16 protein-coding genes are annotated in these 14971 nt (G+C 76.5%); 5 read left to right on the forward strand and 11 right to left on the reverse strand.

From position 1 onward, the window contains the following. Positions 1-69 precede the first annotated feature (69 nt). From SM577_RS18355 to SM577_RS18400, 10 genes are all read right to left on the reverse strand, one after another. A complete protein-coding gene (locus tag SM577_RS18355; protein ID WP_302922232.1) occupies positions 70-372 on the reverse strand; it encodes a hypothetical protein in 303 nt (100 codons plus the stop codon). A 68-nt stretch (positions 373-440) separates the two neighbouring features. After that, a complete protein-coding gene (locus SM577_RS18360) occupies positions 441-764 on the reverse strand; it encodes an antibiotic biosynthesis monooxygenase family protein (RefSeq protein ID WP_302922231.1) in 324 nt (107 codons plus the stop codon). After that, entirely contained in the window at positions 764-2008 is a 1245-nt protein-coding gene (locus tag SM577_RS18365) for a beta-ketoacyl synthase N-terminal-like domain-containing protein (protein ID WP_302922230.1), read from the reverse strand. Before SM577_RS18365 ends, SM577_RS18360 begins: the two co-directional genes overlap by 1 nt. Then, positions 2005-3279 (reverse strand): beta-ketoacyl-[acyl-carrier-protein] synthase family protein, encoded by a 1275-nt coding sequence (locus SM577_RS18370; RefSeq protein WP_474580687.1) that lies wholly within the window; start codon positions 3277-3279, stop codon positions 2005-2007. Before SM577_RS18370 ends, SM577_RS18365 begins: the two co-directional genes overlap by 4 nt. A gap of 174 nt (positions 3280-3453) precedes the next feature. After that, a complete protein-coding gene (locus tag SM577_RS18375) occupies positions 3454-3858 on the reverse strand; it encodes a cupin domain-containing protein (protein ID WP_302922228.1) in 405 nt (134 codons plus the stop codon). Further along, positions 3851-4603: an SRPBCC family protein gene (locus tag SM577_RS18380; RefSeq protein ID WP_302922227.1), complete on the reverse strand. Its 753-nt coding sequence runs from the start codon at positions 4601-4603 to the stop codon at positions 3851-3853. Before SM577_RS18380 ends, SM577_RS18375 begins: the two co-directional genes overlap by 8 nt. Then, positions 4600-6183: an acetyl-CoA carboxylase biotin carboxylase subunit gene (locus SM577_RS18385; protein ID WP_474587490.1), complete on the reverse strand. Its 1584-nt coding sequence runs from the start codon at positions 6181-6183 to the stop codon at positions 4600-4602. The genes SM577_RS18380 and SM577_RS18385 overlap by 4 nt, the downstream gene beginning before the upstream one ends. 10 nt (positions 6184-6193) lie before the next feature. Beyond that, positions 6194-6838: an acetyl-CoA carboxylase biotin carboxyl carrier protein gene (gene accB, locus SM577_RS18390; protein WP_474587572.1), complete on the reverse strand. Its 645-nt coding sequence runs from the start codon at positions 6836-6838 to the stop codon at positions 6194-6196. Between the two features lie 92 nt (positions 6839-6930). After that, entirely contained in the window at positions 6931-8643 is a 1713-nt protein-coding gene (locus SM577_RS18395; RefSeq protein ID WP_474587491.1) for an acetyl-CoA carboxylase carboxyltransferase subunit alpha, read from the reverse strand. Continuing rightward, positions 8640-8978, reverse strand: coding sequence for a TcmI family type II polyketide cyclase (locus SM577_RS18400; RefSeq protein ID WP_302922224.1), 339 nt, complete (start codon positions 8976-8978; stop codon positions 8640-8642). Before SM577_RS18400 ends, SM577_RS18395 begins: the two co-directional genes overlap by 4 nt. Before the next feature lie 420 nt (positions 8979-9398). On the opposite strand from SM577_RS18400, the gene SM577_RS18405 reads away from it, so the two are divergent. The 4 genes from SM577_RS18405 to SM577_RS18420 all read left to right on the forward strand — a co-directional run bounded on the left by SM577_RS18405 (position 9399) and on the right by SM577_RS18420 (position 13313). Next, on the forward strand, positions 9399-10205 hold the full coding sequence (locus SM577_RS18405; protein WP_474587492.1) for an AfsR/SARP family transcriptional regulator: 807 nt from the start codon (positions 9399-9401) through the stop codon (positions 10203-10205). Positions 10206-10326: 121 nt separating this feature from the next. Further along, positions 10327-10674, forward strand: a complete 348-nt coding sequence (locus SM577_RS18410) for a TcmI family type II polyketide cyclase (RefSeq protein WP_302922222.1) — start codon at positions 10327-10329, stop codon at positions 10672-10674. 14 nt (positions 10675-10688) lie between these two features. Next, positions 10689-12038 (forward strand): FAD-dependent oxidoreductase, encoded by a 1350-nt coding sequence (locus tag SM577_RS18415; protein WP_302922336.1) that lies wholly within the window; start codon positions 10689-10691, stop codon positions 12036-12038. A gap of 234 nt (positions 12039-12272) precedes the next feature. Further along, entirely contained in the window at positions 12273-13313 is a 1041-nt protein-coding gene (locus SM577_RS18420) for a helix-hairpin-helix domain-containing protein (protein ID WP_474587493.1), read from the forward strand. 276 nt (positions 13314-13589) lie between these two features. Here the strand turns inward: SM577_RS18420 and SM577_RS18425 are convergent, their stop codons facing one another. After that, positions 13590-14417 carry a hypothetical protein gene (locus tag SM577_RS18425; RefSeq protein ID WP_474580682.1) on the reverse strand — a complete coding sequence of 276 codons (828 nt, stop codon included), beginning with the start codon at positions 14415-14417 and terminating at the stop codon, positions 13590-13592. A gap of 245 nt (positions 14418-14662) precedes the next feature. On the opposite strand from SM577_RS18425, the gene SM577_RS18430 reads away from it, so the two are divergent. Continuing rightward, entirely contained in the window at positions 14663-14869 is a 207-nt protein-coding gene (locus SM577_RS18430; protein WP_302922219.1) for a hypothetical protein, read from the forward strand. Positions 14870-14971: the final 102 nt, after the last annotated feature.

Here is a 14971-nt window from a genome sequence, read left to right on the forward strand (position 1 = left end):
CGGTCGCCCGACGGACCGCCCGGCGCGGCCGCCCGCGCGGCCGCCCGACGGACCGGGCGGGCGGCGGGGTCAGGGCGCCGGTGGCAGGACCACCCGGGCGGTGCGCCGCTCGCCGTCCAGCGCGCGCATCGCGCGGGCCAGCGTGCCGGCGTGCAGTTCGGTCTCCCCGCGCTCGCGCATCAGTTCGGCCACCGCGGCCACCGCCTTCGCCTCGGCCGCCAGGGCCTGCGCGGCGACCACGCAGCCGAGCGGGTCGAAGTGCCCGCTGTCCCGGGCCGGATTCAGCCGGGCCACCAGGTCGACGATGCGCAGGTACCGCTCGACGAGTTCCCGCTCGGCCCGGGTCAACGCGGGCAGGTCACGTTCGCTCATCCCCGCAGCCTGCCACCGGATCCGGCGGCCGGCCGCCCCGGCGACGGGCGGGCCGGCGGCGGCGGGGTTCAGGCCGGCGTCCCGGCCGGCGTCTGGGCGTGGATGTGGAAGCGCAGCGACCGGGCGTCGGTGAAGCACTCCCGCATTGGCCGGACCAGGTCGCGGTGCTCCGGGCTGCGTTCCCACCGCTCGAAGTCGGCCAGCGCCGCCCACTCGCTGGTGATCAGCCACTGCTCCGGGTCGGTGGCCGAGCGGCAGACCTGGTCCACCAGGTGCCCCGGCACCCCACCGGCGACCTGGTGCCGGATCTGCTCGTACGCGGCGAGGAACGCCTCGGTGCGAGCCGCCGGCACCCGCACCAGGAAGACCACCCGGGCCCGCTGGTCGCTCATCACGCCACTCCTTCCGCCGGCGCCGCGCCGCGCAGCACCAGGGCACTGTTGAAACCGTCGAAGCCCCGCGCGCAGACCAGGGCGGTCCGGCTCGCCGGCCGCCGATGCGTCCGCAGGAAATCCAGCTCGCAGCCGTCGGCCACCTCGTCCGGCCCGGCCGAGGCGGGCAGCGTGTCGTGCCGGAAGGCGAGCAGCGCGGTCGCCACGTCCACCGCGGAACCGCCCTGGTGGGCCCGGCCGGTGAGCGGTTTCTGCGTGGTCACCGGCGGCGGGCGGGTGCCGAAGACGGCACGCAGCGCGGCCGCCTCGGCGCGGTCGTAGCGGGGCACGCCCAGCGCGTCGGGCAGCACCACGTCCACCGCCGCCGGCTCGACCCCGGCCCGGTCCAGGGCCAGCCGGATGGCCCGGGCGTACTGCCGGGGGTCGCCGGCGCCGTCCGGTCCGGTGTGCACGCCGTCGTGGGTGGCGCCCCAGCCGGTCACCTCGCCGTAGATCCGGGCGCCTCGGGCCAGCGCCCGCCCCAGCTCCTCCACCACGAACACCGCGCCGCCCTCGGCCGGCAGGTAGCCGCTGGCGGCGGCGTCGAACGGCCGGTACGCCCGCTCCGGGTCGGCGACGTCGCTGAGCAGCCCGGAGCGCAGCTGGCAGGCCAGCGCGTACGGGCTCAGCGGGCACTCGGTCGCCCCGGCGAGAACCACCGGGGTGCCCCGGCGGATGGTGCGCACCGCGTGCGCCAGGCTGTCCAGGCCGCCGGCGGACTCGGCGGCCAGCACCCCGCACGGCCCCTTGAACTGGTGGTGGATGGAGAGCTGGCCGACGCTGGCCGCGTAGAACCAGGCGATCGACTGGTACGCCCCGACGGTCCGCGCCGGCGACCCCCAGAGCCGTTGCAGTTCCCGCTGGCCGAACAGGTTCCCGCCGGACGAGCTGGCCAGGGTGACCGCCCAGCCGTACGGGTCGGGAGCCCGCTCGGGCAGTCCGGCGTCGGCCAGCGCCAGCCGGGTGGCGGCGAACGCCAGGTGCGTCCACCGGTCGGTCTGCACCAGCCGGCGGTTGTCGGCGTAGCCGGCCGCGTCGAAGCCGGACACCTCGCCGCCGTACCGGGTGGGGTAGCCGGCCGGGTCGAAGAGGGTGATCGGCCCGGTCCGGCGGGTGCCGGCCAGCACGCTCCGCCAGTGCGCGTCCGCGCCGACGCCGCTGGGCGCCACCACGCCGATCCCGGTGACGACGGCCCGGGCGGTCACGCCGGCACCGTCCGCGGCAGCCGGCGAAACACCATGGCGGACTGGAAGCCGCCGAAGCCGCTGCCCACCGAGAGGGCGACGTCCACCGGCAACTCGCGGGCCTCGTTCGGCACGTAGTCCAGGTCGCACTCCGGGTCCCGGGTGGCCCAGTTGGCCGTCGGCGGCACCACGCCGTACTCGATGGCCAGCGCGCACGCCGCCATCTCGATCGAGCCGATCGCGCCGAGCGAGTGCCCCACCATCGACTTGATCGAGCTGATCGGCACCCGGTACGCGGTCTGGCCGAGCGCCCGCTTGAACGCCGCCGTCTCGTGCCGGTCGTTCTGCCGGGTGCCGGAGCCGTGCGCGCTGACGTAGCAGACCTGCTCCGGGGCGATCCGGGCCTGGCCCAGCGCGGCGGTGATGGCCAGCGCCATCTCCACCCCGTCCGGCCGCAGCCCGGTCATGTGGAAGCCGTTGCTGCGGCTGGCGTAGCCGGCCACCTCGCAGTAGACGTGCGCGCCGCGCCGCCGGGCGTGCTCGGCCTCCTCCAGCACCAGCACCGCCGCCCCCTCGGCGAGCACGAAGCCGTGCCGGTCGGCGTCGAACGGCCGGGAGGCGTGCGCCGGGTCGTCGTTGTCCGGGCTGGTCGCCTTGATCGCGTCGAAGGAGGCCACGGTGACCGGGGAGATCGGCGAGTCGGCGGCCCCGGCCAGCACCACGTCCGCCTCGCCGTCGACGATCAGCTGGTGGGCGTAGCCGATGGCGTCGATGCCGGAGGTGCAGCCGGTGGAGACCACCTGGGCCGGGCCGTGCAGGCCGTACCGGCAGGCCACGTCGGCGGCCAGGCTGCTGGGCACCAGCGCCTGGTAGAGGTACGGGCCGCCGCGGGCGTGGTCGACCAGCCACCGGCGGCCGGTGTCGCTCACCGTCACGTACTCCTGCTCCAGCGCCATGGTGCCGCCCACGGCGGTGCCGAGCACCACCCCGGCGTGGTCCCGTTCGGCCTCGGTCAGCGCCAGGCCGGCGTCGGCGACCGCCTCCGCGGCGCAGGCCAGCGCGAACTGCACGTACCGGTCGGCGCGGCGCCGCTCGGCCTCGGTGAGCCCGGCGGCGACCGGGTCGAAGTCGCACTCGGCGGCGATCCGGGATCGGAACGGCGACGGGTCGAAGAAGGTGATCCGGCGGGTCGCGGTACGCCCCTCGGTGATCGCCTTCCAGAACCGGTCCCGGGTCACGCCGCCGGGTGCCACCACCCCGATGCCGGTCACCACCGTCCGGCGCCCACTCACGACGCCACCCCGGTTCGCGACTGCGGGGCTCGCAACCCCGGCTCACTCCTCGCGCTCACGGCGCCTCCTGGGTTCGCGACTGCGGGGCTCGCAACCCCGGCTCACTCCTCGCGCTCACGGCGCCTCCTGGGTTCGCGACTGCGGGGCTCGCAACCCCCGGCTCACTCCTCGCGCTCACGACCCGCCCCGCTGCTCGACCAGCTCGGTGTCGACGTGGCCCAGCTCGGGCCGGGGCGCCAGCGGCCCGAGGTGGAAGACCACCTCGGCCGGCTCGTCGCCGGTGTTGCGCAGCCGGTGCCGGACGTCGACCGGGACGAGCAGCGCCTCCCCGGCGGCCAGCGGCACCGGCTGGTCGTCGAGGTCCACGGTGATCGCGCCGCGGCACACGTACAGGAACTCCTCGCTGTAGGGGTGGTAGTGCTCGGCGATCCGCTCCCCCGGCGCCAGCGCCGCCACCCCCATGAAGCCGGAGGTGCTGCCGACCGTCCGCGGGCCGAGCAGCACCCGCAGCTCACCGCCGCGGCGGCGGTCCGGTGGTACGTCCCGCGCGGCGACCAGCCGCAGCGTCCGCTCACTCATCGTCGCCTCCGGTCGGGGTGTCGGCGGAGGAGCCGGCCGGGATGACGCCGTCGCGGGCCAGCCGCTCGATCCGCTCCCTGATGACGGCCAGTTGCACCGCGCTGTTGGCGTTGATCCGGTCGGTCATGCCGGCGTTGTCCACCGGCGCGGTGGGCTTCATGGCGAAGTCCTGCACCCAGGTCATCCGGGTGCCGCCGGGCTCCTCGGTGTAGCGCCAGTGGATCCGCATGTACTCGAACGGCCCGGTCTCCACCCGCTGCGCGCGTACCTGCCGGGTCGCCGGGTCTGCGGTGCGCTCGCTGACCCAGCTCCAGGCGATCCCGTTCTCGTCCGGGTGCATGGTCAGCCGGAAGCGTACGGTGTCGCCGTCGCGGTGCAGGATCTCCACCCGGGCGTACTCGGTGAACAGCTCGGTCCAGCGGGCGACGTCGTTGGTGACCTCCCAGACCAGCGGCAGCGGCGCGGCGATGAGCACGCTGTTCTCGGTGTGTCCGGGCGGGTCGGCCCGGCGGGCCACCAGCTCCGCCACGGCGGGGATGCTCAGCTGGGCGGCCTGTTCCGGGATCTGCACCTGCCAGCGGTCGGCGACCACCGCGGAGAGCTCCAGCAGGGCCAGCGAGTCCATGCCCAGCTCCTCCAGGGAGGCGGCCGGCGCGCGGGCCGCCGCGTCCGGGTCGAGTCCACAGTGGGCCACCAGGATCTCGGTGATCTCCCCCGTCAGCGGACGGCCATGGGTGACGGTCATCGGGTCCTCCTGTGCGGTCGGTCGGGCGGGCCGGCGGGCCCGCCGGGGCGGGCGGCGTCGGGTGGCCGGTTGGCCGGCGGGTCGGCGGGTACGCCGGCCGGGCGGGCGGCGGGCGGCTCGCCGGTCGGCGGGCGGGCGGCGGGCGGCCCGCCCGGAGGCCGGGCGTCGGGCGGGCGGGTCGCCGGAGATCCGGCCGGCGGTCCGGTCGGCGCGGGCGGCCGGGCCGGGTCCCGGGCGGCGAGCAGCCGGTCGACCAGGCCGGTCGAGTAGCGCCCCTTGCGGAACCCGGGATCGTCGAGCACCAGGCGGACGAACGGGATGGTGGTGCGCACCCCGGGCCCGGCCACGTCGAACTCGTCGAGGGCCCGTTCCAGCCGGTTCAGGGCCAGGTCCCGGTCGGGTGCCCAGACCGCCACCTTGGCCAGCAGCGAGTCGTAGTACGGGCCGACCAGGTAGCCGGGGTGGCCGTGGGTGTCGACCCGGGTGAACGGGCCGCCGGGCGGGAGGAACCGTTCCAGCCGGCCGGGGGTGGGGGCGAAGTCGCGGTCCGGGTCCTCCACGTTGACCCGGCACTCGACCGCCACCCCGTGCGGGCGGACGTCCTCCTGCCGCAGCCGCAGCGGCACCCCGGCGGCGATGTGCAACTGCTCGTGCACCAGGTCGATCCCGGTGATCATCTCGGTGACCGGGTGCTCCACCTGGATCCGACAGTTGATCTCCAGGAAGTGGAACCGCTCGTCGGCGTCGACCAGGAACTCGACGGTGCCGGCGCCGGTGAAGCCGACGTCGAGGACGCCGCGCAGGGCGGCCGCCGCGATCGCCTCCAGGGTGGCCGCGGAGAGCGCCGGCGCCGGGGCCTCCTCGACCAGCTTCTGGTGCCGGCGCTGCACCGAGCAGTCCCGGGTGCCCAGGTGCACGCCGTTGCCGTGCTGGTCGCAGAGCACCTGCACCTCGACGTGCCGGGCGTCGGTGAGGTACCGCTCGACGTACACCCGGTCGTCGCCGAAGACGGCCTGGGCGGCGGCCCGGGTGCGCGCGTACGCCCGGGGCAGCTCCGCCGGGGTGCGGACCACCGTCATGCCGCGCCCGCCGCCACCGGCGGCCGCCTTGACGATCACCGGGTAGCCGATCTCGGCGGCCACCGCCACCGCCGCGGCGGCCGTCGGCACGGGCCGGACGCTGCCCGGCGGCAGCGGCAGCCCGGCGCGGCGCATGAGCGCCCGCGCGGAGGACTTGTCGGCCAGTTCGGCCATCACCCGTGGCGGCGGCCCGATGAAGGTCAGCCCGTTCTGCGCGCAGATCTCGGCGAAGTCGGCGTCCTCGGAGAGGAACCCGTAGCCGGGGTGCACCGCCTGCGCGCCGACCTGCCGGGCCGCCTCGACGATGGCGGCGGCGTTGAGGTAGCTGCGCCGGCTCTGCGCCGGCCCGATCCGGACCGCCTCGTCGGCGAGGCGGACGGGCGTCGAGTCGGCGTCCGCGCTGGAGTAGACCACCGCGGTGCGCACCCCCAGCTCGCGGCAGGCCCGCAGCACCCGCAGGGCGATCTCGCCCCGGTTGGCGATCAGCACCTTCTCGAACATCGCCACCACCTCAGGCCGGTTCCAGGGCGACCAGCGGCTGGTCGTACTCCACCGGCTGGCCGTCCTCGGCCAGCAGCTCGACCACCCGCCCGGCCCGGTCGGCGGTCACCTCGTTCATCAGCTTCATCGCCTCGACGATGCCGACCACCTGGCCCGGCCGGACCAGGTCGCCGACGGCGACGAACGGCGCGGCGCCGGGTTCCGGGGCGCGGTAGAAGGTGCCCACGATCGGCGAGCGCACGGTGGCGCGGGCCCCGTCCGCGCCCGCCGGCGGCGGTGCCGCCGGCGCGGCGGGTTCGGGCGCCGGCCGGGGCGCCGGCGGCGGGCCCGCGGCCGGGCCGGACGGGGCGTGCCACTCCACCTCCAGCACCGTCTGACCGCTGCGCAGCCGGACCCGCCGCACCGGTCCGGCCAGCTCGGCGACGAGTTGTCGGGCGTGCCGGCGCAGCCCGGCCAGCACCGCGTCCACCCCGCCCGGAGCCGCGTCGGCCGGGGCCGAACCGTCGGTCGCCGGGGTCGGGGCCGACCCGTCGGGAGCGGGCGCCGGGGTCGACGGTCCGGCCGCGCCCGCTCCGGGCGTCGGACGGTCGGTGGACGGTTCGGTGGCCGGCGACCGCGCGGGTCCCGGGACCGGTGGCCCGGCGGCCGGCGCCAGGCCGTTCGGGGTGGCCGCCGCGTCGTGCGCCGGCGGGCCGGAGCGGGGCGGCGGGGCGGCCGCGTCCGGGGAGCGGCCGGTACGCGCGGCGGTCACCGGGCACCCGCCCGGACGCCGGCCGCGCCGAAGCGCCGGAACCGCTGCCGTCGCCGGCGCACCAGGGTCGCCGGGGGCACCTCCAGCAGGGGGGTGAGGTTGGCCAGCAGCGCCGCCCGCAGCAGCCGGCCGGCCGCCTCCGGGTCGTCCTGCGCCCCGGTCTCCGGCTCCGGCACCACCTCGTCGGCCACGCCGAGCCGGCACAGGTCGGGCGCGGTGAGCCGCAGGGCGCGCGCCGCCTGCGGGGCCGCACCGCGGTCGGGCCAGAGGATCGCCGCGCAGCCCTCGGGGCTGATCACCGAGTAGACCGCGTGCCGGAGCATCAGCACCCGGTCGGCGACGGCCAGGGCCAGCGCGCCACCGCTGCCACCCTCGCCGGTGATCACCGCGACGACCGGGGTGGGCAGCATGGTCAGCGCCAGGATGTTCTCCGCGATCGCGGCCGCCTGGCCCTGCTGTTCGGCGTCCACGCCGGGATCCGCGCCGGGCGTGTCCACCAGGGTCACCACGGGCAGGCCGAGCCGGGCGGCGAGCCGCATCAGCCGCAGCGCCTTGCGGTGCCCGGCCGGGCTGGCCATCCCGAAGTTGCGGGCGACCAGCTCGGCGGTGGTGTGCCCCTTCTGGTGCCCGACCACCATCACCGGCCGGCCGGCCAGCCGCGCCAGGCCGCCGACCACCGCCGGGCAGTCCCCGCCGAGCCGGTCACCGTGCAGCTCGACGAAGTCGTCGAACGCCGACTCCAGGTAGTCCAGGGTGGTCGGTCGGCCCGGGTGCCGGGCGGCGCGTACGGTCGCCCAGGCGTCGCCGGCCGGGCTCTCGGCCGCCGGCCCGCCGGTGGCGCTTGCCGGCGGGCCGGCGGTGGTCGGTCCCGGTGGGCGGACGTCCGGTGCCGGGTCGGGCCGGCGGGCGGCCCGGGCCGCGGCGAGCAGCGCGGTCAGCCGGCCGCGCAGGGCGCGCCGGGGCACCACCATGTCCACCTGCCCGTGCCGGAGCAGGAAGTCGGCGGTCTGGAAGCCGTCGGGCAGCGCCCGCCCGGTGACCTGGCGGATCACCCGGGGCCCGGCGAAGCCCATCCGGGCGCCGCTCTCGGCGATCACCACGTCGGTGTTGGTCGCGAACGAGGCCGCCACTCCCCCGTACGTCGGGTCGGTGAGCACGCTGACCGTGAGCAGTCCCGCCTCGCGCAACGCGGCGACGGCCTGGCTGACCGTGGCCATCTGCATCAGCGACAGCACGCCCTCCTGCATCCGCGCCCCGCCGGAGGCGGTGACCAGGACCAGCGGGACCCGGTCGGCCAGCGCCCGCTCGGCGGCGCGGGTGATCAGCTCGCCGACCGCGCAGCCGAGGCTGCCGCCGAGGAAGCGGAAGTCCATCACCGCGAGCGCGCAGGGGTGCCCGCCGACGGCGGCGGTGCCGCAGACCACCGCCTCGCCCAGCCCGGTGCCGGCCCGGGCGGCGGTGAGCCGGTGCGGGTACGGCAGCACGTCGACGAAGCCGATCGGGTCCACCTCGGCCGGGCGGTCGGGCAGCGCGGCGAACGAGCCGGGGTCGACCAGTTGGCGCAGCCGGTCGGGCGCGCCGAGCCGGGCGTGGGTGCCGCACTCGGGGCACACGTCGAGGTTGCGGTGCAGCCGCTTGCGGTACAGCAGCGTGGCGCAGCCGGCGCAGCGGGACCAGAGCTGCCCCTCCCGGGACGCGGTGGCGGTCACGACGGCCGTCCGGCGGGCGCGGCGTCGAAGCGGTAGAAGCAGTGCGCCATGGCGTCCCGCGGCGAGCGCCAGTCCGGCAGGTACGGCGAGATGTACGGCCGCAGCCGCGCGCTGACCCGCTCGAACTCGGGATGCCCCCGGGCCGCCTCCACGGCCCCGTCGCCCGGCAGCTCGGTCTCCAGCAGGTGCACGTAGAGGTCGTGCAGCCGGTACAGCGACCGGTGCCGGACGCCGACCAGCTGTGGCAGCTCGGTCGCGTCGGACTCGGCGAAGATCTCCGCGACCCGCGCCTCGGCGGTCGGTACCACCTTCGCGACGATGAGCGAACGGTCCATGGCTGGGCCTCCCCCCACGGCGTCCGGTGCCGGCGACACCGGGCGGACGCGCCGGACGACTGCCGACACGGTGCGCCCGGCGGCGTCACGCGACCGTCACCGGGCATCGCCGCCGGACGACGCGGCGTGGTGACGGTGCGTTGACGCAAGCTGTGTATTCGCTGTCCATCAGCTGACCGGAACACCTCCCGGCGCGCCGGCATAACAGCAGTTCAGAGTGGCTCTCATGGTCACCAGCGAGCGTCGGATCATCGACCGTCGTGTTGACCGAGCGTAATCGTTATTGATAATCTTCGTCGCGGTCACCCCGGCCGGCGCCGCGCGCCGCCGGCGCCGGAGCGAGGTCGACAGTGGCGTCACGGGCGGCCGCGCCGGGGACACAGCAGACAGTCGGGACGAGCGTTCCGCAGGGGGTGCCGCGTGGCCGATGATCCGTCCGTGCCGACCGCCGGGGGGCGTCCCGGCGCCGGCATCTCGCTGCACCTGCTCGGCGGCTTCCGCCTGCTGCACGCCGACGCGCCGGTGGTGGTGCCGCGCGGCCTGCAGCGGGTCATCGCGCTGATCGGGCTGCGGCCGGGAGCCACCCGCAGCAACCTGGCCGGCCTGCTCTGGCCGGACGCGCCGGAGGAGCGGGCGCTCTCCTCGCTGCGGACGGCGCTGTGGCGGCTGCGTCAGGATCCGTGCTGCCCGCTGGACACCAGCGGTGACACGGTGCGCCTCGACCCGGTGGTGCGGGTCGACGTGGACGAGCTGGTCGGCACGGCCGCCCGGGTACGCGACGGCGACGACCCGGGCAGCGCCGCCGGGGCGCTCTGCGCCGGCCGGCACGACCTGCTCCCCGGCTGGTACGACGACTGGGTGCTGCTGGAGCGGGAACGGCTGCGCCAGCTGCGGCTGCACATGCTGGAGCAGGTGGCGTGCCAGCACCTGGCGGCCGGCCGGCACGGCGAGGCGCTGGAGGCCGCCCTGGAGGCGATGGCCGCCGAGCCGCTGCGGGAGACCCCGCACCGGTTGGTGGTGCGGATCCACCTCGCCGAGGGCAACGCCTTCGAGGCGGTGCACGCCTTCTACGTCTACCGGGACCTGCTGCGCCGGGAGCTGCACCTGGAGCCGTCGGCGGCGATGAGCGCCCTGCTCGCCGACACCCTCGGGCCGATCCGGCAGGCCAGCGGCGACGCCGGGCCCCGCCCCCGCCGCGACCCGGCCACCCGCGGCGCGACCCGCTGAACCGGCCCGTCATCGTCGGTACGGCGCGGGTGACGGCCGGGTGACAGGGCGGCGGGCAGGGTGGGCGGCACAGGTGTCCGTGGCCGCTCCCGGTGGGAGCGTCACCGGGGAGAGGGGTCCCATGAGCCGTCTACTGATCGTCAGCAGGATCATCCCGGGTGCGGAGGGACGGGTGGCGCAGATCTTCGCCGAGTCCGACGCGACCGAACTGCCCACCCTGACCGGCGTCCGGCACCGGTCCCTGTACTGCCTGCACGACCTGTGCGTACACCTGATGGAGACCGCGGAGGTCGACCCGGACGCGCTGGCGGAGGCGCGCAACCACCCGCTCTACCGGCAGGTCAACGAGCGGCTCTCGGCGCACACCTCGCCGTACCTGCCGACCTGGCGTTCGCCGCGGGACGCCATCGCCGGCTGCTTCTACCGGTGGGACGCGGCGCCGGCGCCCGCGCCGCGACCGGCCGGGTGAGCGGGCCGATCACGATGGCCGCCCGCACCCCGCACGTCCTGGTGATCGGCGCCGGCACCGGCGGACTCTGCCTGGCGCACGGGCTGCGCCGGGCCGGGATCAGCGTCGCCGTCTACGAGCGGTACCGCACCCGCGGCGAGGGGCTGCTCGGCTACCGGGTCGGCATCGGACCGACCGGCAGCCGGGCGCTGCGCGAGTGCCTGCCGCCGGAACTGTTCGACACCTACCTCGCCACCTGCGCCACGTCGCCGCGGTACTTCAACGTCATCAGCCAACGGATGCGCCAGACGGCGTCGTTCGAGCTGCGGCCGGACACCGACCCGGTCGACACCGAACGCTCGGTGGCCCGGATGACGCTGCGCCAGGTCCTGCTCACCGGGATGGAGGACGTGGTGCACTTCGACAAGACCTTCACCCGCTACGAGCAGCGCGACGACGGCACCGTCACCGCCCACTTCGCCGACGGCAGCACCGCCACCGGAGACCTGCTGGTCGCCGCGGACGGCACCCACTCGGCGGTGCGCCGCCAGTACCTGCCGCACGCGGTCACCCGGGACGCCGGCACCATCAACATCGCCACCCGGATCCCGCTCACCCCGCACACCCGTGGCCTGCTGCCGGAACGGATCCGGCGGGGCATCTCGCTGATCTTCGGCGCCGGCGGGATGATGGGCGTGCTGCACGTGATGGAGTTCAAGTGGGACCGCGACGGCGCCGTGAAGCCGGAGGTCGGCGCGGCCGACGCGGCGGTGCTGGCCCGCTGGCCGGGCCTGGCGCACGACCCCACCCGCGACAACATCAACCTGGTCATCTGGAGCACCGCCCGCCGGTTCCCCGCCGACGTGATGCGCCGCCGGGGCGAGGAGTTGATCCGGCTCGCCCTGCAACTCACCCGCGGCTGGCACCCCCACCTGCGTGAGCTGCTGGCCTGCGGCGACCCGGACAGCGCCCTGCCGATCAGGGTGAGCACGTCGGAGCCGGTGCCGCCGTGGAAGAGCAGCACCGTGACGCTGCTCGGTGACGCCATCCACACCATGACCCCCGGCCGCGGGGTGGGCGCGAACACCGCCCTGCGCGACGCCGCCCTGCTCTGCCGGCAGCTCAGGCTGGCCGCGGCCGGCGACAAGACGCTGGTGCAGGCGGTCGCCGACTACGAGACGGTGATGGTGCCGTACGGGTTCGCCCGGGTCGCCGACTCGCTGAACCGCAGCGGCACCAACGGCGACGACCGGATGTACCACCCGGTGTTCGGCCGGCTCGCGCTGCTCGGCGCCCGGGGCTACTTCACCGTCACCAGCCGGGTGCCCCGGCTGCGGCGCAAGTTCGTCGACGACTTCTACACCTACCGGGGCGAGGAGGACTGACCGCCGTCCCGGCACGACCCCGGCGCGCGGCGGCGCCGGGGTCGTCCGGCTGCCCGCCCCGGCGGCGCGCCCGGCCGCCCCGACACCGTCCGTCGCCCGGCCGGCACCACCGGTAGGGCCCGTCCCACCGGCGCGGACGGATGCCGAGCCTCCCTGTCGTCCGGATCACGCGTGTGCGAAGCTGCGGCGAGTTTTTCTCGCGAGATTCCGACGTGAACGAGAGGGAGGTTTGCCGTGGCGTGGTCTTTCGGGCACTGGCTGATACTGATCGTGGCTCTGCTGGTGGGCCTGGCCGCCGGCTGGGTGCTGCGCGGCCGGCGCGACGCAGCGGCCACCGGCTCGCCCAGTGTGGACGGTGCCGCCGCCGGCGGCATGACGGCCGTGGTGGCCGAGCCGGCGCCCGCCGCCACCACCGATAACGTGCAGCCCGAGGCGACCGTCGACCCGGCCCCGGCCGCGGTCGCCGAGCAACCCGGGCCGGTCGACACCGTACCGGCGCAGCCCGGCCCGGCCGCCCCGGCGGCCAGCACCGTGGATCCGGCGGACATGGCGCTCACCGACGGCCCGGCGTCCACCGTCGACCGCGCCGGCGAGCCGGCCGAGGCCGACGCCGCCCTGGTGACGGAGCGGGCCGCCCGCGACGGCGAGGTCGGTTCCGAGGACGAGGTGCCGGTCAGCGTGCCCGACGTCGACCACTCCGGCACCGACGAGCCGGCCGTGGTCGCGCAGCGGCCGGCGCCCGCCGCCGAGCGGGCCGGCACCGCCGACGCGGCCGAGCCGGGCACGACCGCCGGCACCGACGCCGAGCCGGTCGCGGCCGACCCGGTCGCCGAGCCCGTCGCCGCCGATCCGGCCGGCAAGCCCGTCGCGGTCGACCCGGCCGACGAGCCCGTCGCGGCCAACGAGCCCGTCCCGGCCGGGTCGGACGAGCCGGTGACCGCCGAGCCGCCGGCGCGGCCGGCCGTCGCCACGCCGCCGGTGCGGCCGGTGCCCGCGCCCGCGCCGGCCGCGGAGGCAGCCGGGGACGCCGAGCCGGCCGACGACTTCCGCCGCATCCAGGGGATCGGGCCGAAGATGGCGGCCGCGTTGCAGGCCGCCGGCGTGCGGACCTACCGGCAACTGGCCGAACTGGACGAGGCGGGCCTGCGGGACCTCATCCGGGCCGCCGGGCTGCGCGCCGCGCCCGGCCTCGCCACCTGGCCCCAGCAGGCCAAGGTGCTGGCCGGCGCGCCGGAGGCGGTCGCCGTCCTGCCCGCCGGCGGCGACGACGCCTGACCGCTCGCGGCCCGGCGGTCGACGAACCGACCGCCGGGCCGCGACCGCGGCGCCCGCCGGCCGCGTCCGTCACGGGGCCCCGGCCCACGCCAGCTAAAGCCGCATACCGGACGCGTGGTCGCCCTCGCCCTCATCCCGCGGCAAGCCGCCGGAGGCGCCGTCACCGCCGCACTGACCCGGTCGCCGCCTGACGGTCGGACCGGGCCGACACCAACCGCCGCGAGCCGGCGCGGCATCGCGGGGACATCCACGGTGGTGTGCGGACCGCGAGAGCGGTCACACCAGCGCCTCGGCGTACGGGCGGACCCGCAGGCGCCGTCCGGCGCCGGTGCCGAGGCGTACCTGGAGCCCGAGCGGCGCGGCCGCCCGGCGTACCTCGTCGACGTGCAGCGACCCGTGCCGGTCCACGGTGAGCACCGGCGGTTCCTCCGGGTCGCCCGCGGGGTCGTGGAACGACAGCAGGGTCACCGAGGTCGGCAGGTGCGCCGGATACCCGGCCCGGGCCGCCGCCTCGTCCCGGTGCGCGAGCACGACCAGGTCGTCGAGGTGGGCGAAGTCCGCCACGATGCCCTCGGCCCGCCAGTGCGCGGGCTCCTCGTCGGCGCCGGTGCGGTGCCGGGACCGGTTGGCCGAGGTGATGTAGAGGTGGTCCACCCCGGTCTCGGCGGCGGCCCGGGCGAGAAAGGCGTTGGACGGGCAGACCAGCCCGGGCGCGATCACCTGGGTGGTGCGTACCCCACGGTCGTGCTGGGTCAGGTGGGCGGGCAGCCCGCTGGCGGCCGGCCCGCGGAAGCCGAACGGGCCGGCGCCGTAGAGGGCGTCCATCAGCAGGCGGACCCGCCGCTGCGGCAGCCGGTGCGGCACCAGCGACCAGTCGAACATGCCGGCTATCCGGGCGGGCGTGGCGACGATGCTGCCGACCTGGCCGGCCGGCCGGCCTTTGGCGAGGTTGACCCGGCGCACGGTGGCGGCGTCCGGCCGGGTGACGATGGCGTAGAAGTTCGCGAAGGCGACCGCGACGACCGCGCCGTCGGCGAGGGCGCGGGCCGCCACGGCGACGTCCTCGGCACGGTCGATGAACAGGTGCGGTGTCCAGGCGCCCATGGATCCTCCTCGGCGGGCCGTGGGGCAGTTGTACGTCCCCCGCAGGGCCGGGCACGCGGGTCGGTCCTCGATCCGATAGTCGACCGGCCGGAGCCGGTGCGGGCGGCCGATCCCCCCGCCGTACCACCGGCCGGCCGCGCCGGACGGACGGCCGGTCGGGTCCGCCGATCGGCGGCGCCGTTAGCCGGTCGACGCGATTGGGTACAACGCCTGCACCTCGAAACCCACCACCCCTGGAGGCAGTCATGCGCGGCACCTCGATAGTCGGAGTCCTGGTCGTGATCTGGCTGATCATCGGCGCGATCGCCGCCGGTCAGCGCGGCTACTACGGCGACGACGACACGAACTGCGCGGAGGCCGGCACCATCCTGGTGACCATCGTGGCCGGACCGCTGAACTACATCGGCGCCAACCCGAAGGTCGACTGCGAGCTGCCCGAGCCGTCCCGGTAGGACGTCCCGCCCCGGCCCGCGCTCCGGCGCGGGCCGTCGTGCGTCCGGGTCCGGCAGGTCACCTCCGCCGGACCGGCCCGGCCACGGTGACCGGCCGGGACA

This window comes from Micromonospora desertarenae, assembly GCF_056150265.1.